The sequence below is a fragment of the Streptomyces sp. NPDC037126 genome (assembly GCF_055605965.1).
Genome location: NZ_JBVJTD010000008.1, coordinates 1 through 17,687, shown reverse-complemented (window position 1 = coordinate 17,687; position 17,687 = coordinate 1). Strand labels below are relative to the sequence as shown.

General features: G+C 70.4%; 14 protein-coding genes. 5 read left to right on the top strand and 9 right to left on the bottom strand.

Going from position 1 to position 17,687, the window contains the following annotated elements; translation table 11 throughout:
• Window positions 1-822: 822 nt before the first annotated feature.
• Window positions 823-2,385: a DUF4192 domain-containing protein gene (locus tag ACZ7FF_RS19235; RefSeq protein ID WP_470813417.1), complete on the bottom strand. Its 1,563-nt coding sequence runs from the start codon at window positions 2,383-2,385 to the stop codon at window positions 823-825.
• Window positions 2,386-2,527: 142 nt separating this feature from the next.
• Between ACZ7FF_RS19235 and ACZ7FF_RS19230 the strand changes: the two genes are divergently transcribed.
• Together ACZ7FF_RS19230 and ACZ7FF_RS19225 are read left to right on the top strand one after the other, a co-directional pair.
• Window positions 2,528-4,693 carry a RecQ family ATP-dependent DNA helicase gene (locus tag ACZ7FF_RS19230; protein ID WP_470813416.1) on the top strand — a complete coding sequence of 722 codons (2,166 nt, stop codon included), beginning with the start codon at window positions 2,528-2,530 and terminating at the stop codon, window positions 4,691-4,693.
• A gap of 266 nt (window positions 4,694-4,959) precedes the next feature.
• Entirely contained in the window at window positions 4,960-5,580 is a 621-nt protein-coding gene (locus ACZ7FF_RS19225; protein ID WP_470813415.1) for a hypothetical protein, read from the top strand.
• Between the two features lie 420 nt (window positions 5,581-6,000).
• Here the strand turns inward: ACZ7FF_RS19225 and ACZ7FF_RS19220 are convergent, their stop codons facing one another.
• From ACZ7FF_RS19220 to ACZ7FF_RS19210, 3 genes are all read right to left on the bottom strand, one after another.
• Window positions 6,001-6,630, bottom strand: coding sequence for a hypothetical protein (locus ACZ7FF_RS19220; protein ID WP_470813414.1), 630 nt, complete (start codon window positions 6,628-6,630; stop codon window positions 6,001-6,003).
• A 68-nt stretch (window positions 6,631-6,698) separates the two neighbouring features.
• A complete protein-coding gene (locus tag ACZ7FF_RS19215) occupies window positions 6,699-7,400 on the bottom strand; it encodes a ribonuclease HII (RefSeq protein ID WP_470813413.1) in 702 nt (233 codons plus the stop codon).
• Between the two features lie 81 nt (window positions 7,401-7,481).
• Entirely contained in the window at window positions 7,482-8,105 is a 624-nt protein-coding gene (locus tag ACZ7FF_RS19210; protein WP_470813412.1) for a TetR/AcrR family transcriptional regulator, read from the bottom strand.
• 20 nt (window positions 8,106-8,125) lie between these two features.
• Between ACZ7FF_RS19210 and ACZ7FF_RS19205 the strand changes: the two genes are divergently transcribed.
• Window positions 8,126-9,634 (top strand): MFS transporter, encoded by a 1,509-nt coding sequence (locus ACZ7FF_RS19205; protein ID WP_470813411.1) that lies wholly within the window; start codon window positions 8,126-8,128, stop codon window positions 9,632-9,634.
• 283 nt (window positions 9,635-9,917) lie between these two features.
• Here the strand turns inward: ACZ7FF_RS19205 and ACZ7FF_RS19200 are convergent, their stop codons facing one another.
• The 3 genes from ACZ7FF_RS19200 to ACZ7FF_RS19190 form a co-directional block, all read right to left on the bottom strand.
• The gene (locus tag ACZ7FF_RS19200; RefSeq protein WP_470813410.1) at window positions 9,918-10,823 is read right to left on the bottom strand and encodes an ADP-ribosylglycohydrolase family protein; all 906 of its coding nucleotides are present in this window, start codon (window positions 10,821-10,823) and stop codon (window positions 9,918-9,920) included.
• A 12-nt stretch (window positions 10,824-10,835) separates the two neighbouring features.
• Window positions 10,836-11,495, bottom strand: coding sequence for a histidine phosphatase family protein (locus ACZ7FF_RS19195; RefSeq protein WP_470813409.1), 660 nt, complete (start codon window positions 11,493-11,495; stop codon window positions 10,836-10,838).
• A gap of 153 nt (window positions 11,496-11,648) precedes the next feature.
• Window positions 11,649-12,254 (bottom strand): YdbC family protein, encoded by a 606-nt coding sequence (locus ACZ7FF_RS19190; protein ID WP_470813408.1) that lies wholly within the window; start codon window positions 12,252-12,254, stop codon window positions 11,649-11,651.
• Between the two features lie 114 nt (window positions 12,255-12,368).
• Between ACZ7FF_RS19190 and ACZ7FF_RS19185 the strand changes: the two genes are divergently transcribed.
• Window positions 12,369-12,941: a TerD family protein gene (locus tag ACZ7FF_RS19185; RefSeq protein ID WP_470813407.1), complete on the top strand. Its 573-nt coding sequence runs from the start codon at window positions 12,369-12,371 to the stop codon at window positions 12,939-12,941.
• Window positions 12,942-13,265: 324 nt separating this feature from the next.
• Here the strand turns inward: ACZ7FF_RS19185 and ACZ7FF_RS19180 are convergent, their stop codons facing one another.
• Window positions 13,266-16,157: a vitamin B12-dependent ribonucleotide reductase gene (locus ACZ7FF_RS19180; RefSeq protein WP_470813406.1), complete on the bottom strand. Its 2,892-nt coding sequence runs from the start codon at window positions 16,155-16,157 to the stop codon at window positions 13,266-13,268.
• Window positions 16,158-16,322: 165 nt separating this feature from the next.
• Window positions 16,323-16,874, bottom strand: a complete 552-nt coding sequence (gene nrdR / locus ACZ7FF_RS19175; RefSeq protein ID WP_470813405.1) for a transcriptional regulator NrdR — start codon at window positions 16,872-16,874, stop codon at window positions 16,323-16,325.
• Between the two features lie 561 nt (window positions 16,875-17,435).
• Here nrdR and ACZ7FF_RS19170 point away from each other — a divergent pair.
• On the top strand, window positions 17,436-17,687 hold a 252-nt coding region (locus ACZ7FF_RS19170; RefSeq protein WP_470813404.1), incomplete at its 3' end, for a LexA family protein.

Genomic DNA, 17,687 nt, shown 5'->3' with positions numbered 1-17,687 from the left:
CCGACGGGGGCGGAGTACCGACTGGCTCGGGTGGGACGCTGCGGGCTCCGTCCGTCGGGAACGGCTCGCGCGTGCTCTGTCGCGGGCGCTCGACGTAAGCGGCGGGCGGAGTCGGCTGCTGGTGCATGCGATGGCTTCCTCTGCGCTCGGTACGCCTCAGACGTGCTGGGCGGCCGGTGGGGCGCCCCGGGGAACAAAGGTCGTTCGGCGGCAGGGCCCGTCCAGGGGTTCCGCCACTCAGGTGAACGGATGCGCACTCACCCCGGTCACGGCTCTCCTCCCAGAAGCCGACCGAATCGTGACGTGCTGGATGGTGACGTGCTGGACCGTGACGTGGTGGCGGGACGCGGGTGTTGACCGATGGCCCGCTTCGTGGCCGATGCTCGAGAGTGCCGGGTGAGCGGCCTGTGCGGCGAGGCGTGGAGGTGCTGGACAGGCCATCCGCGGGAGGACGCTCCGAAGCCGTCGACAGCCAGATCCCACGCCGAGTCCCGAAAATGCCTGCTCGTCCGCGCCCGGTCCGGCTCTTGGCGGCGACCTTCAGGGCGCCCCGGAACCACCGCCACCATCGGACGCCGGGCGCGCCCACCCGCGGACCCGGCGCGCTCCGCCGTGGAGGGCGTGCCCGAGCGGCAGGGCGAGCGAGGAGGGCTGTACCCGTACGGTGCCGACCCCGCTGGACGGCCGCCGGGCACTCGCCGCGGCCCGGGAGCAGGCTGCGACAGCGAACACCGAACGCCTCCGCACCTACGGTGCAACTCTTCTCCGGAAGGCGCGACGACTGCACGACCAGGTACGCTCCCGCGCCTCCCTGCCCGGTACTCACCCCTCCCCCTCGGGCTCAGGACAGGCGCTCCCCTGGGCGCCGCCAGTCGTCACCTCGTCGGAGCCCGCGGCAGGCACGCTGTTCCGGCGCCGGGGGCCGGGTCGTGCGGGTCCGGCGACCGAGGAACGCGGTGAGCCGGTCGGCCGGCGTCGCCCAGCCGCCGTACGGGCTGCGCGTGGGCCGTCGGTACCGTCCGCGGTGCGCACTCGGCGCCGTCGGCGCGCGCCCTTCACGGCACCCTGCGCGATGTCCTGGTCGCCCGGCGGCGTGCCCGCGCCCGGCGCCACGATCACGGCGTCCACAGGCTCGGGCCGCACCGGCTCCTCGGCCGTCGCGGAGCCCGCGGACTCCGTGGGCTCGGGTCGCTCCGCCGGTGTGTGCCCGCCGCGTGTCGCACGCAGGCAGCGGCGGATCGACTCGGGGTCGAGCCCCTCGTTGCAGGCCTGGTGCAGCAGGCGGGCGAAGAGGTAGTCGGGGTCCGCGCCCAGCGCCATGGCCAGCGCCTCGCGGCCCTCCAGTTCATCGCCCGCGGACCAGGCAACCCATCCGGCCAGGGTCAGTGGAGCGGCGGCGTGCTCACCGTAGGGCCCGACACAGCGGCGGGCCAGGGCGCGCCAGAGCCGCAGGGCCGGGCCCGCTTCGTCGCCCTCCATCCACGCGGCGGCGCGGTCGCGGGTCGTGCGGTCCTGGAGTCCGAGGATCAGCCGCGCGGCCTCGCCGTCCTCGATCAGGTCGTCGTCGCGCAGGTCCGCCGGATGCGTGCCGGACACCGGTGCCGCCGCGGCGAGGCGGCGGATGATCCGCTCGGCGAGGGCGACGGTCTCCTCGGCCACGTCCGTGCGCGTGGTCTCCTCGAGGATGCGTGGCACCAGGTCCATGCCGGCCGCGTCCAGGGCGATCTCCTGCTCCAGCGCCGCAGTGGTCTCCCACGGCTGCAGTCGGGCGCGCAACTCCCGTAGCGTGCCGCGGACTTGGATGCCGGCGTAGGTGGCCGCGGCGGCCAGGACGGAGGTGCCCGGAAGGCCCATCGGGGAGCCGTCCTCGGGACAGCAGCCCTTGATCGGGCAGCAGTACGACCAGAATCGGCCGTCCGAGATGCACAGTGCCTCGATGACCGGCACCTCGAGGTCGCCGCACTGCGTTCGCAGCGCGTGGGCGAGCGGTGCGAGTCGTCGTTTGACGTCTCGGCCGGTCTCTCCTGGCGCCGGCTCCTGGCAGACGTAGGCGACCATCTGCTCGGGCCGGGCGCCTCGCCGTTCGCTGCCGGTCACCAGCCCGTGGACGAGCTGCCCCGCCGCTGCCTCCCAGTCCTCCCCGTTCGCGGGGATGCCCAGCCGGGCCCGGCCGCCGAACCTGCCCTTTCCGCCGCCGTCGTGCAGGGCGACCAGGACCATGCTGTCCTCCGGGCGGTACCCGAGCAGGTAGGGCAGGGCGTCGGCCAGCTCGGCCGGGGTGCGCAGGGTGACCTGCGTGGCGTGCACCGACGGTCCGGGCGTGGACTCCTGGTCCGGGATGTCGCTGTTTTCGAAGGGTCCGGTGGTTTCGCTGTGATTCGTCATGCGGCGACGATCTCGCGGATCTTGAGATTCCGCTTGAGCCTGTGGATAAGTCGAATCAGGGACACGACAAGACGACCTCGGTTGTCCACAGTCCCGACCCGCGCCCGCCCGGTTGTCGGTCCCGTCCTGTTGTATGGAACGCATGGAGCACACGAGCAACGCGGATCTCCGGGCGCAGGCCGACACCGTCCTCGCCCGGCTCGTCGGGGATGCCACGGGAGCCGCCCGGCTGCGGGAGGACCAGTGGCGGGCGATCGAGGCACTGGTCGCCGACCGGCGCCGGGCCCTGGTCGTGCAGCGCACGGGATGGGGCAAGTCCGCGGTGTACTTCGTGGCGACCTCGCTGCTGCGGGCCAGAGGCAGCGGGCCCACGGTGATCGTCTCGCCCCTGCTCGCGCTCATGCGCAACCAGGTGGACGCGGCGGCGCGGGCCGGCATCCAGGCCCGCACGATCAACTCCGCGAACACCGAGGAGTGGGAGGCCGTCCAGGCCGAGATCGCGGCCGGCGAGGTCGACGTGCTGCTCGTCAGCCCGGAGCGGCTGAACAATCCGGACTTCCGCGATCAGGTGCTGCCGAAGCTGTCCGCGGCGACCGGTCTCCTGGTCGTGGACGAGGCCCACTGCATCTCCGACTGGGGCCACGACTTCCGGCCCGACTACCGACGGCTGCGCACGATGCTCGGCGAGCTTCCGCCAGGTGTCCCCGTGCTGGCCACCACCGCCACGGCCAACGCCCGTGTGACAGCCGACGTCGCCGAGCAGCTCGGCACCGGAGGCGCTTCGGACGCCCTGGTGCTGCGCGGGCCGCTGGACCGGGAGAGTCTGAGCCTCGGCGTGCTGAGGCTCCCGGACGCGGCGCACCGGATGGCCTGGCTGGCCGACCATCTCGACGACCTGCCGGGCTCCGGCATCATCTACACGCTCACGGTCGCCGCCGCCGAGGAGGTCACCGCGTTCCTGCGGCAGCGTGGACACGCCGTCGCCTCGTACACGGGCAAGACGGAGAACGCCGACCGGCAGCAGGCGGAGGACGATCTGCTCGCCAACCGGGTCAAGGCGCTGGTCGCCACCTCCGCACTCGGCATGGGCTTCGACAAGCCCGACCTCGGTTTCGTGGTCCATCTCGGCTCGCCCTCCTCCCCCATCGCGTACTACCAGCAGGTGGGCCGGGCCGGCCGCGGCGTCGAGCACGCCGAGGTGCTGCTGCTGCCGGGCAAGGAGGACGAGGCGATCTGGGAGTACTTCGCGTCCCTCGCCTTCCCCGCCGAGGACCTGGTCCGGCGCACTCTGGACGTGCTGGCCCGGGCGGACCGGCCCCTGTCCCTGCCCGCCCTGGAACCGCTGGTCGAGCTGCGCCGCTCCCGGCTGGAGACCATGCTGAAGGTCCTCGACGTGGACGGAGCGGTGCACCGGGTCAAGGGCGGCTGGACCGCGACCGGGCAGCCGTGGTCGTACGACGCCGATCGCTACGCCTGGGTGGCCCGGCAGCGCGCGACCGAGCAGCAGGCCATGCGCGAGTACGCGAGCACCACCGAATGCCGGATGGAGTTCCTGCAACGCCAACTGGACGACGAGGGCGCCAAGCCCTGCGGCCGCTGCGACAACTGCGCCGGGCCCCGCTTCACCGTTGACACGTCGCCGACCGCGCTGGACGCGGCACGCAGCGACCTGGGCCGTGCGGGAGTGGAGGTGGAGCCCCGCCGGATGTGGCCGACCGGGCTGCCGGCCATCGGAATCGATCTCAAGGGACGCATCCCGGCCGGTGAACAGGCCTCCCCGGGGCGGGCCCTTGGACGCCTTTCGGACATCGGATGGGGCAACCGGCTGCGTCCGCTGCTCGCGCCGCAGACACCTGACGCTCCCGTGCCGGACGACGTGGCGCGAGCCGTGGTCGAAGTACTGGCCGACTGGGCCAGGGGGCCCGGCGGCTGGGCCGCGGGTGCCTCTGACGCGCAGCCCCGGCCGATGGGCGTCGTCACCATCGCCTCGCGCACACGGCCCCGGCTGATCCATTCCCTGGGCGCGAGGATCGCCGAGATCGGGCGGCTGCCGCTGCTCGGATCCGTGGAGTACGCCGGGGACGCGCCCCGGCTGCCGCGCAGCAACAGCGCGCAACGGCTGAAGGCCCTCGACGGTGCGTTGGCGGTGCCGTCCGCCCTCGCGTCGGCGCTCGCCGAGGCGCGCGGCCCGGTTCTGCTGGTAGACGACTTCACGGAAACGGGGTGGACCCTCGCGGTCGCGACGCGTCTGCTTCGTCGCTCGGGTGCTCAGGGGGTGCTGCCACTCGTCCTCGCGGTCCAGGGCTGATCCCCCGGACGCGCACGGGGCCCGCGTGCGATGTGCGGGGCGCCCAGGGCGTCAGCAGCCGACTCTCTGGGTAGGGATATAAGCCACGCACTATCCGATAGCCGGCGGTGGCCCCAATTGCTCGTTGCCGCATCCAAGTTCGAAGGGAAGAATTGAGATCCGCTCCCCGCACGGCTCGTCCGTGATCCGGTTGGGCTTTGCTGCGGTGCGCGGTCCCCCGAATCCGACCTCGCCCGCAGTATGGGCGCGTAGCCGAAGGGAGGAACGTGACCTTCGGATTCGCCTCGTCCTCGGCGGCCTCGTTGTCGACGTCCGCGTCCACCACCTCCGCCAGCCGTCTGCTCGAGCCTGCGGAGTGGGCTGCCGCCGGGATCCCCCTGCTGCGCAACCCCCGTGAGGTCGTCAGCGGGCTGCACGCCCGTCATCACCCGAGGCCGTCCACGGCGATCGTGGGCGTTCTCGATCCGGATGAGCGGCTGCTCGCCAGTGCCTCGTTCACGCGACGTGCCGCCCAGGCGGACGGCTGGCTGTTCCGCAACTCGCTGCTGGCCCAGCTGCGCCGGGTCATTCCACACGACCTGCGCCGCCGCACCCCGGTGCGCACCGCCGTCCTGCTCTACTGCCGTGAAGGCGACGGGCGTTGGACCGAGGAGGACGGCGCCTGGATGTGGGGGCTCCGCGACGCCTGCACACTGCACGGGTTGCGGTGCGGGGCGTACATCACACTGACCCATGAGGGCTGGCAGGTACTCGGCGAAGGCCGGGGCGGACGCCGTCCCAGCGCGGACTCCGAACCGGAGCCCTTCGCCACGTCAGAAGCCCCGCCGCTCGCGCCGCGCACCGGCGGACCCGTCTCCGAAGTCCTGCGCCGCGCGGCGGCCCGCTGACGCCGGCTGGACACGAGGGCAGCGGCTCGGAGTCGGCAGGCGCACCACCAGCGAGCCGACGCGGGGCGAAAGTCGACCGAGGAAGCCAGTGCACGACGTTCTGGGCGACCATCGGCGCTGAGGGCGCAGGAGGCAGGACCCGGCCGCCGTACGTGATCCACGAAGGAGCCTCTCCGCCACGACTCCGATGGTGCCGACGGCGAGCGGGGGCATCGGCGGCCCTGACGGGTACGCCAGAGCCACACCCTCACCCAGGCCCGGAGCGACGACAGTTGGCCCGCCCCTGGGGCGTCCTGGGGAGCCGTTCCGGGAGTGGAACGGCCGCCACCAGTCGTCCGGGCATGCCGAATGCCGCGCCGTGCGGTTGCCGCCGGAGCGGCTCCTACCGCGCCCCGGGTGCCCCGAGGCGCCGTACGCGGCTCAGACGCCGGCGCCCAGCACCGAGTTGATCTGCTGCGGGTCGCCGCAGACGATCAGCAGGGCACCGGCCCGGGAGTGGGCCAGCGGAAGGACGGTGGCAGCAGCGGAGGCCGGGCCTCCGTTGACGGCCACGACGACCACGGGGCGGGACGCGGCACGGGAGGCGATGGTGGCGTCCGTGTAGAAGACGTCGTCGCCGGTGTCGTGCTGCGCCCAGTAGGAGGCTTCACCGAAGGACAGCTCGTGCTCCGCCCACGGGTGCTGGGCACCAGTGGTGATCACAAGCACGTCGCCGGGGGTACGACCCGAGTCCAGCAGCAGGTCGACCGCCTCATCGGCGGCGTCGAGCGCACCCTCGGCCGAGGCCGGGACCAGCTGGATCTGCGGGGTCGCCGCGGGGGCGGGAACGGCCGGGCCGGAGTGGCCTGGCTGGGCCGGAGTCACGTCACGCGGCGTGCGCTGCACCGGCGGCGTGGGCCGCAGAGGGCCGGGACGACCGGGGCGCGGCGGGGCCGCGGGGCGGGGGCCGGGTACGGGGCGGGGGGTCGGCGCGGTACGGCCACTGGCCGGAGTGGCGCGGGGACCCTGGGCACTCTCGTGAATCTGAGGCTCCTCGGGAATGAGAGGCATGAGCTGATATTTATCAAACATTGGTGCGGCGCGGGTGACCGGGTGGCACATGAGTGCGACCGGAACCGTCAGAAGTCGAAGCCGAGCTGACCCTCGATCTCCGGAACGCTTCCGCCCGCCCAACTGCGGACCTTCTTGAGGTGCCGCCACTGGGGCAGCCCATCAAGATACGCCCACGACAAACGGTGGTACGGGGTGGGTCCCCGCTCCGCCAGTGCGGCCTTGTGCACGGGCGACGGATACCCGGCGTTGTCCGCAAATCCGAAGTCTGCATGGTCGAGACCCAGTTCGGCCATCATTTTGTCGCGCTGAACCTTGGCGATCACTGATGCCGCCGCAACAGCCACGCACGACTGATCGCCCTTGATCACCGTGCGCACCTCCCACGGGGCACCGAGATAGTCGTGCTTCCCGTCGAGGATCACGGCGTCGGGGCGAACCGGCAGGGCTTCCAGAGCACGGACTGCGGCGAGCCGCAGCGCGGCCGTCATCCCCCGGTCGTCGATCTCCTCCGGGGAAGCATGCCCCAGCGCGTAGGACGTCACCCATGTCCGGAGTATCTGGGCCAGTTCCGTACGCCGCTTGATGGTCAGCAGCTTGGAATCGGTGAGTCCCTCGGGCGGCCGGCGGAGTCCGGTGATCGCCGCGCAGACGGTGACGGGACCGGCCCAGGCGCCGCGCCCCACCTCGTCGACACCAGCGATGACCTTCGCTCCGGTCGTGGCGCGCAGGGAGCGCTCGACGGTGTGGGTAGGCGGTTCGTACGGCATGGCGCCCTTAGGTTACGCCGACAGGATGGGCGCGCGACACCCCGGCCGCCCCTCCGGGGCCGAGATCGCCGGCGAGTGCCGTCAGGCCCCGTAGGGCCGCAGCAGCGGGAGCATCAGCCGGTCGATCATCTCTTCCAGATCCTGATCGCTCCATTCGCTGGCGCACATCTTAGATCGGTACATCATCATGGCCGGGATCGCGTCGAAGACATAGCCGTTGTCCGCGTCCGAGCGCACTTCTCCCCGCTCTATGCCACGAGTGATGACGTCCCGGAGCAGCTTCACGGTGGGCTCCACGACGCTTCCGACGATCACGCTCTCGAAGCGCTCCGATTGCGCCTGATCGCACTCGTGAATCACAGAGCGCAGCGCGGTGCCCGGCAGGGAGAACATGATCCGGCGGACCTGCCGGCACAAGGTGAGGAGATCCTCCCGCACGCTTCCGAGGTCCGGCGCCGTCTCCATCCGGGGCAGTCCGGACACCAGAGCGTCCGCGACGAGGTCCTCCTTGGAGGGCCAGCGGCGATAGACGGCGGCCTTGCCGGTCTGGGCGCCGGCCGCGACACCCTCCATGGTCAGACCCTTCCAGCCGACCGTGCTGAGCTGCTCCAGAGCGGCGTCCATGATGGCGCGCTCGAGCACCGCACCGCGCCGACGAGGGGAAGCGGTCCGAGCGGGGCCGGCCGTCCAGCGCGAGGTATCCACTTCAGGACCAAAAACCGGGCGTGGCCCGCCGGGCGGGGCATCCCGGCATCGCGCTCGCCGTCATCGCGGCTTGCCAACTCATGGTCGTACTCGACGCGACGATTGTGAACATCGCACTCCCGCACATTCAAGACGCCCTCAAGTTCAGCACTACGGACCTCACTTGGGTGGTCAGCGCCTACACCCTCACCTTCGGCGGTCTGTTGCTGCTCGGCGCGCGGGCCGGTGACATCCTCGGCCGCCGCCGGGTCTTCATGGCCGGCATCCTGCTGTTCACCTTCGCCTCGCTCCTGGGCGGCCTCGCCCAGGAGCCCTGGCAGCTGCTGGCCGCACGCGCCCTGCAGGGCATGGGAGGCGCGATCGCCTCGCCCACGTCGCTGGCACTGATCACCACGACCTTCCCCGAAGGCCCGGAACGCAACCGGGCCTTCGGCGTGTTCGCCGCCGTGTCCGCGGGCGGTGGCGCCATCGGCCTGCTCGCCGGCGGCATGCTCACCGACTGGCTGGACTGGCGATGGGTGCTGTTCGTCAACGTGCCCATCGGCGTGCTCATCGCATCGCTCGCCCCGCTGTACATCAGCGAGTCCCAGCGGCACCCGGGACGCTTCGACATCACGGGTGCGCTGACCTCGACGGCAGGCATGGCCTCCCTGGTGTACGGCTTCATCCGGGCCTCTGAGAACGGCTGGCGGGACGGACTCACCCTCGGCTCGTTCGCCGCGGCCGTGGTGCTGCTGCTCGCCTTCGTCTTCACCGAGACCCGGGCGAAGGAGCCCATCACCCCGCTGCGGATGTTCCGGGACCGCAACCGCTGGGGAACGTACGTGATCATGCTGGGCCTGGCCGCGGCCATGTTCGGCATGTTCTTCTACATCGTCCTGTTCGTGCAGAACGTGCTCGGCTACAGCGCCATCAAGGCGGGACTGGCCTTCCTGCCGGTGACCGTCGCGATCGCCATCGGCGCGGGCCTGTCCCAGCAGCTGCTGCCGAGGCTCGGCCCGAAGCCGTTCATGATGACCGGCACCACGCTCGTGGTGAGCGGGCTGGTCTGGCTGACGTTCATCCGGCCCGGCAGCTCGTATCTCGGCGGGGTGCTGGGGCCCATGCTCGCCTTCGGCTTCGGCATGGGCCTGAACTTCGTGACGGCCACGGTCACGGCGGTCTCGGGGGTCGCCCAGCACGAGGCGGGCGCGGCTTCCGGACTGCTCAACGCGATGCAGCAGGTGGGCGGTTCGCTCGGTCTGTCCATCCTGACGACCGTGTTCGGCTCGGCCGGCAAGGACGAGGCGAAGAAGCAGTTGCCGAAGTTCCTCGCCAACGGTTCGGCGGAGCAGAAGGTCCAGTTCGCCAAGACGCACCAACTGCCCGCACCCTGGGGCAACGAAGTGCTCGCCCACGGCATCTCGACCACGTTCATCCCCGCCGCCGCGATGGCCGCACTGGCGTTCCTCACCGCCTGGCTGGTGATCAGGGTCCGCAAGAGCGACCTCGACTCCCTCGCGGGCGTCGCGGGACCCGGAATCGGCTGAGGCGCCCCGGGCCGCCCGAAGCCGCGGCCGACCGGACCGCCGCCGGGGGACGGATGGCGCGTGAGACGGTCCGGCCGGCCGCAACACGGGCCTCAGCACCCGCGCCAGGACCACACCTGGAATCAGCACCAGCACGAACGCCGCGAACGCCATGACACTCCCCCTCCGCCTCTCCGCCCCCGGCCGTGCAGGGCCGGCGCGTGGCGGATACCGGAAGAACGACCACCGGTCACGGAGAGTTCCCGGCGGCCACGGAGAGTCGGGAATCGTCCGGCCCCGCCCGTCAGGGCCCCGTGGGCACCCAGTCGGGCAGCGCCTCCGTGCGCTCCACCCACTCGGCGGGCGGCGTGCCCGCCTTCCCGGAGGCGAGCACGCCGCCCACGATCGCGCAGGTCGTGTCCACGTCCCCGCCCACCTGGGCCGTCGTCCAGAACGCCGCCTCGAAGTCGCCGAGCTTCCGCGCGGCGGACCAGAGGGCGAAGGGGACGGTGTCATGGGCGGTCGTACGGCGTCCACAGCCCAGCACAGCGGCGACGGTGGCGGCGTCGCCGTAGTCGAGCATGTCCCGGGCGCGGCGGAGTCCCTGACCGACCGCGCTCTTCGGTACCAGTGCGACGACACCGTCGAGGAGCGCCTCGGGGCTGGGCGGCCCGTCAGGCGAGCCGACCAGCGCCGCGGCCGCCGCGACGGCCATGGCGCCCACCACGGCCTCCCGGTGCTGGTGCGTGGGATAGGCCGAGATCTCCGCCTGGTGGGTCGCCTGCTCCGGATCGTCCGCGTACCAGGCCCCCAGGGGGGCGATCCGCATCGCCGCGCCGTTGCCCCAGGACCCCTGCCCGTTGAAGAGCGCGGAGGCCAGTTCGCGCCAGTCCTCGCCCTCGCGGACGAGACGCAGCAGCCGGTTGACCGCGGGGCCGTAGCCCCGGTCGAAGTCGTGGTGGTCGGCGAAGGAGCGGGCCAGGGCGTCCTGGTCGACGCGCTGGTGGGCGCCGAGGACGGCGACCACTGAGGAGGCCATCTCGGTGTCGTCCGTCCACTGCCAGGGACCCGGGGGCAGCTCGCGCCGCTTCAGCATGGGGTAGTGCGCCGGGACGAAGAACTGGGAGCCCAAGGCGTCCCCCACGGCCAGGCCGCGCAGGCTCGCCAGGGCACGCTCCAGGCGCCCGAGAGAAGAGGAGTCAGCGGTCATCGCTCCGCCACTTTATCCGGTGACCCAGTACGGCACCGGCTCCCGCCAGCGCTCGAAGGGCCGGTCGAGTGTGTATTTGCCGTCCTCACCGAGAACGAGCATCCGTACCTCGGCGTTCCCGGGATTGGACAGCGACTCGAATTCCGCGACCGTCCAGTGGAACCAGCGCATGCAGAACAGCCGCATGGCGAGCCCGTGCGTCACCAGGAGCACGTTGGGCGGATGGTCGGGGTCCTCGAAGCTGCGGAACAGGCTCTCCAGGAAGCCGCCGACCCGGTCGTAGACGTCGGCGCCGGACTCTCCCTGCGGGAACCGGAAGAAGAAGTGACCGTAGGCGTCGCGGTACGCCTTCTGCAGGCGCACGTCGTCGCGGTCCTGCCAGTTGCCCCAGTCCTGCTCGCGCAGTCTGGGCTCCTCGCGGACGCGTATGAGGTCGGGGTCGAGGTGGAAGGTGCCGAGCGTCTCGTGCGTACGGCGATACGGGGAGACGTACACGCTCACGCGTTCCCGGCCGAAGAGTTCCCGCAGCTGTTTGCCGGTCTCCGCGGCCTGCCTGTGGCCGCGCTCGGTCAGGGCGAGAGCGTGGTCCGGTTCCCGCTCGTACACGGAGTCGTCGATGTTGCCCGTTGACTCGCCGTGCCGGACAAGGACGATGCGCCGTGGTCGTGCCATGCCAAAACCCTAGAGCGAGTGGCGTAAAGTCGAGCACTCGGGCGGGGCCCATACGGCGTATGTCACACCGATCCCAGCGTTCCCCGGCTCTTCCGGGCGCGCTCGGCGTGCCGTTTCGGGTCGAGTTTGCCTTCCAAACGTATGACAGGGGCGTCAGACCGTCCAGGACGGCTCCAGGTCCACGATGTCGCCGGAGAGCGCCGCGATGTCCGTCTCGGTCTGGGCGCGCAGGGCGAGACGTTCCACCCGCTCGGTCCGGTACTTGCCGTGCTCGGCCGCGGACCGCCACATGGACAGGATCAGGAACTCCTGCTTGGGCGCCTCGCCGAACATCCCGCGGATCATGCCTGGCGATCCGGCCATCGCGGGGTTCCAGACCTTCTCCTGCATGAGCGTGAAGTGCTCCACGCGGTCCTCGTGGACTCTGCACAGGGCCATCCGGATCAGATCGGTGTCGGTGAACCGCGGCTCGAAGCCGGTCTTCACGTCGAAGCGGTATTCGAAGAGCTTGACCTGCGCGTCCTTGAACGTGCCGGACTGGGCGGACGCCAGGCGATCGTGGGAACGGGCCATGAAGGAGTCGTAGAAGGCGCGGCTCTCCCAGAAGGCGAAGATGTGCGCCACACCCGGCCGCTGCCGGCTCCAGCCGCCCCCCTGTCCCCGAAATCCCGGCTCCCCCGGAAGCCCCGCCCATTTCCGCTGCCCGCGCTCGAAGCCGCGGCGGTCCACCACGGTGCAGCGAATCCACTTGACCAGCACCGCGCCATCGTAAGGCCACCGGGCGTGGCGCCGGTCACGCTCCGGCGGAGATCGCCCGCGCGTGCGCCCCGGCGCACGTGGCACGATGGACAAAAAGCCCCGGCTCCAAGGGAGTTGAGGACGCGGTGCCGACAGGGGGGAAGGGGAAGCCTGGTGACCGGTTTCAGCAAGGGAATGCGCAAGGTCGAGGCCGCGATCAAGTGGGATCCCAGTCCCGCGGGCCGGCCGCCCACCGATCTCGACATCATGGCCGCGACATTCGTGTCGGGTGACCCCTACGGGGCTCCCGCCTATGTCGTGCACTTCGACAGCCGTTCGCCGGACGGCACGATCTTCCTCAACCGGGACAGCACCGACGGCAGGGGCTTCGGCTGGGACGAGGTCATGACGCTCGAACTGGACCGTCTCGACGGCCGCTACGCGCGCGTGGTGGTGGGTGTCGTCATCCAGCAGCGGCCCGTGCCCAGGCCCTTCGCCGAGGTGCTGAATCCGGCCATGCGCATCCGGGAGGGCTACACCGTGCTCGCCGAGGACGACTTCGGCACGGTCCCCGGTGCGACGGCGGCCACGATCGGCGAGTTCGTGCGCGACGGCTCGGGCGATTGGACCTTCCGGCCCGGCGTGCACGGCTTCGACGAGGACCCGGAGACGTTCATCCGGGTCATGGGCAGGGCCCACCGGCCCTGAGGGCTCAGCGCGTGCATGGGGCGACGATCGCCGGCGTCGCGGCGAGTGCCTCCAGGACTGCCTCCCGATGGGTCGGCAGTCGCGACCGCTCGCCGGTGTTGCGCCTGCTCAGGCCACGGTCGTCGCGTTCGGCGGGATCGGGCGAGTGAAGGTCCTCGGCAAGCGGTTCGCGCCGGCGAGTGCGCTGATGTCGTCGTATCTCGTGGCGGTCATGGGCGGAGGCTGCGCGGCCAGGGACGACCCCGGAGGCGAGATCGCGAGGACCGGAAAAGGTAAGGGGCGCCGGCTATTGCCGGCGCCCCTTACCTCAGGAACGGCGTGTCATCAGCTGCAGCCGCTGGTCGAGCCGCAGCCCTCGCAGATGTAGCAGGAACCGGCCCGCTGCATCTTCGTACCGCAGGAGAAGCACAGCGGGGCGTCCGCCTGGATGCCCATCTGCATCTCCACCAGCTCGGCGCTGGTGTGGGCCTGCTTCGGGGCGGGCTTGGCCACCTCGGACTCGGCCTTCGGCGTGACGACGGCCTTCAGCTCCTGTGCGCGCGGGGCGGACTGGGCCAGGCCCTCGACGTCGACCTCGTCCTCGTTCGGCTCGTAGGAGCCGGTCTCCAGGTGACGCTGACGCTCCTCGGCCGAGTGGATGCCGAGCGCGGAGCGGGTCTCGAAGGGCAGGAAGTCGAGCGCCAGGCGACGGAAGATGTAGTCGACGATCGACTGGGCCATCCGCACGTCCGGGTCGTCCGTCATGCCGGCCGGCTCGAAGCGCATGTTGGTGAACTTCGAGACGTACGTCTCGAGCGGCACGCCGTACTGCAGACCGACGGAGACGGCGATGGAGAAGGCGTCCATCATGCCGGCAAGGGTCGAACCCTGCTTGGACATCTTCAGGAAGACCTCGCCGAGACCGTCGTCCGGGTAGGAGTTGGCGGTCATGTAGCCCTCGGCGCCACCGACCGTGAAGGACGTGGTGATGCCGGGACGGCCCTTGGGGAGGCGCTTGCGCACCGGGCGGTACTCGACGACCTTCTCGACCTTGGTCTCGACGGCCGCGGGCTGCTCGGCCTTCTTCTCCTCGGTGTCCTTCTTCTTGGCCGACAGGGGCTGGCCGACCTTGCAGTTGTCGCGGTAGATCGCGAGCGCCTTGACGCCGAGCTTCCAGGCCTCGTAGTAGATCTCCTCGACCTCCTCGACGGTCGCCGTCTCCGGCATGTTGACCGTCTTGGAGATGGCGCCGGAGATCCACGGCTGGATCGCGGCCATCATGCGGACGTGGCCCATCGGGGAGATGGCGCGCTCGCCCATGGCGCAGTCGAACACCTCGTAGTGCTCGGGCTTGAGGCCGGGGGCGTCGACCACGTTGCCGTGCTCGGCGATGTGGGCGACGATCGCCTCGATCTGCTCCTCCTGGTAGCCCAGGCGGCGCAGGGCCTGCGGGACGGTGCCGTTGACGATCTGCATCGAGCCGCCGCCGACCAGCTTCTTGAACTTCACGAGCGCCAGGTCGGGCTCGACGCCGGTGGTGTCGCAGGACATCGCGAGACCGATGGTGCCGGTCGGGGCGAGGACGGACGCCTGGGAGTTACGGAAACCGTTCTTCTCACCGAGACGGACGACGTCCTGCCAGGCCTCCGTGGCGGCGGCCCACACCGGGGAGTCCAGGTCGTCCATGCGGACGGCCGTGCCGTTGGCGTCGGCGTGCTGCTGCATGACGCGCCGGTGGGCGTCGGCGTTGCGGGCGTAGCCGTCGTACGTGCCGACGACCGCGGCCAGTTCGGCGGAGCGGCGGTAGGCCGTACCCGTCATCAGGGAGGTGATGGCGCCGGCCAGGGCGCGGCCGCCTTCGGAGTCGTACGCGTGGCCGGTGGCCATCAGCAGGGCGCCGAGGTTGGCGTAGCCGATGCCCAGCTGGCGGAAGGCGCGCGTGTTCTCGCCGATCTTCTGGGTCGGGAAGTCCGCGAAGCAGATCGAGATGTCCATCGCGGTGATGACCAGCTCGACGACCTTCTGGAAGCGCTCGGTCTCGAAGGACTGGCTGCCCTTGCCGTCGTCCTTGAGGAACTTCATCAGGTTCAGCGAGGCCAGGTTGCAGGACGTGTTGTCCAGGTGCATGTACTCGCTGCACGGGTTCGACGCGGTGATCCGGCCGGACTCCGGGCAGGTGTGCCAGTTGTTGATGGTGTCGTCGTACTGGATGCCCGGGTCGGCGCAGGCCCAGGCGGCCTGGGCGATCTTGCGGAAGAGCGCCTTGGCGTCGACCTCCTCGATGACCTCACCGGTCATACGGGCACGCAGGCCGAACTTGCCGCTGTCCTCGACCGCCTTCATGAACTCGTCGTTCACGCGGACGGAGTTGTTGGCGTTCTGGTACTGGACGGAGGCGATGTCGTCGCCGCCCAGGTCCATGTCGAAGCCCGCGTCGCGCAGGACGCGGATCTTCTCCTCTTCCTTGACCTTGGTCTCGATGAAGTCCTCGATGTCGGGGTGGTCGACGTCGAGCACGACCATCTTGGCGGCGCGGCGGGTGGCGCCACCGGACTTGATGGTGCCGGCGGAGGCGTCGGCGCCGCGCATGAAGGAGACGGGACCGGAGGCGTTGCCGCCCGAGGAGAGCAGCTCCTTCGAGGAGCGGATGCGGGAGAGGTTCAGGCCGGCGCCGGAGCCGCCCTTGAAGATCATGCCCTCTTCCTTGTACCAGTCGAGGATCGACTCCATGGAGTCGTCGACGGCAAGGATGAAGCAGGCGGAGACCTGCTGGGGCTGCGGCGTGCCGACGTTGAACCAGACGGGGCTGTTGAAGCTGAAGATCTGGTGCAGGAGGGCGTACGCCAGCTCGTGCTCGAAGATCTCGGCGTCCGCGGGCGAGGCGAAGTACTTGTAGTCCTCGCCGGCCTTCCGGTACGTCTTCACGATGCGGTCGATCAGCTGCCTGAGGCTGGTCTCGCGCTGCGGGGTGCCGACGGCACCCCGGAAGTACTTGCTGGTGACGATGTTGACCGCGTTCACCGACCAGAAGTCGGGGAACTCGACGCCGCGCTGCTCGAAGTTGACCGAGCCGTCGCGCCAGTTGGTCATGACGACGTCACGGCGCTCCCAGTTCACCTCGTCGTACGGGTGCACGCCGGGGGTGGTGTGGATGCGCTCGATGTGCAGTCCCTTGGTTCCCGCCTTGCCGCCCTTGGCTCGGGAACCTCGTGCCGGACCGCTCGCCGTCTCTGTCATGCCGCCTCCCTCTACGGGCAAAAACGCCCTGAAGTGCCCCGATTGTTCCCGTGGCACGGTGTTTTGTCTTGTGTTGCGGGCACCCTCAGCTGCCACCCGCAACAGGTCTTAGGTCGCCGCCTCACGGCCGGAATCCGGGCCTCCCCCCGGTTTCCGGCCCGCCTGTCAGTCGGCGGCGTGGGCGGGCACGGGGACCTCAGTGGTCCCGCCGCGCCCGCGAACGTCTTTCTGGTGCCCCGGACCCGCGCCCTCCACGTCCACGGCGGGGCCCCCGGTCGCCTGCCTCAGCTCCGCGATGGCGGCCTCGAAGTCCTCGAGCGAGTCGAAGGTCCGGTAGACGGAGGCGAATCGCAGATAGGCGACGAGGTCGAGCTCCTGCAACGGGCCGAGTATGGCCAGCCCCACGTCGTGGGTGGTCAGCTCGGCACTTCCGGTGGCCCGCACCGCCTCTTCGACCCGCTGGCCGAGTTGGGCGAGTGCGTCCTCGGTGACAGGCCGTCCCTGGCACGCCTTGCGCACACCGTTGATGACCTTGGTACGGCTGAACGGCTCGGTGACCCCGGAACGCTTGACCACCATGAGCGAGCACGTCTCCACGGTCGTGAAACGACGGGAGCAGTCGGGACACTGGCGGCGCCTGCGGATCGACGTGCCGTCGTCGGTCGTACGACTGTCGACCACACGGCTGTCGGGGTGCCTGCAGAAGGGGCAGTGCATGATCTCCAACCCTCCTCACAGCAGACTCAATAGCCTCGCCGGACCCAGAGGCCCCGCGAAGCAGCCCTAAGCATAGGCGATCGCGGAGCCTCCCTGGACCGGGGGGACCACAACTTGTGGGCTGCCGTAGCCATCCAACCACTACATGTGGGGATTGGCTCATACATCGAGGCAGAGACGCGTGTCGCGGGAGAACAGCCGGCCGGGAGCGCGTCCACGACCCGCGGGAACACGCGGACGCGGAACCGTACCCCGTGGCACTTACGGAGATACCGTGGGCGCCGCACGGAGGACGCGTAGGACTCCGGCACAGAAGGCACCCGCTTCCCGGCAGGCCGGGTTCCGGATGGCAGACTGGGGAAGCAACCCACGAGGTCAGCGACCCCGGCGGTGAAGAGTACAACAATGAGCACTTTTGTCCGCCAGGTGCCGCGTCAGCCATACACCCAGACACACAACCGCGTCAGGTGAATCGCACTTTTTCACTCGAACGTGTGTTTGGCGCAACCTTTCGAAAGCAACTACCGTTGTCCAGCAGGGAGACCATCGAGAGGGGCCGACGTGACCACCACCGCAGACAGTGCCACCATCACCGCCCAGGACCGCTCCCAGGGCCGAGTCGAGCCGGTACACGCGATGAACGAAGCCACGAATCCCGAGGGGCACAAGCGCTCCCTGCCAGGCCGACCTCCAGGCATCCGGGCGGACAGCTCCGGACTCACCGACCGCCAGCGCCGGGTGATCGAGGTCATCAGGGACTCCGTACAGCGTCGGGGGTACCCGCCGTCGATGCGGGAGATCGGCCAGGCCGTC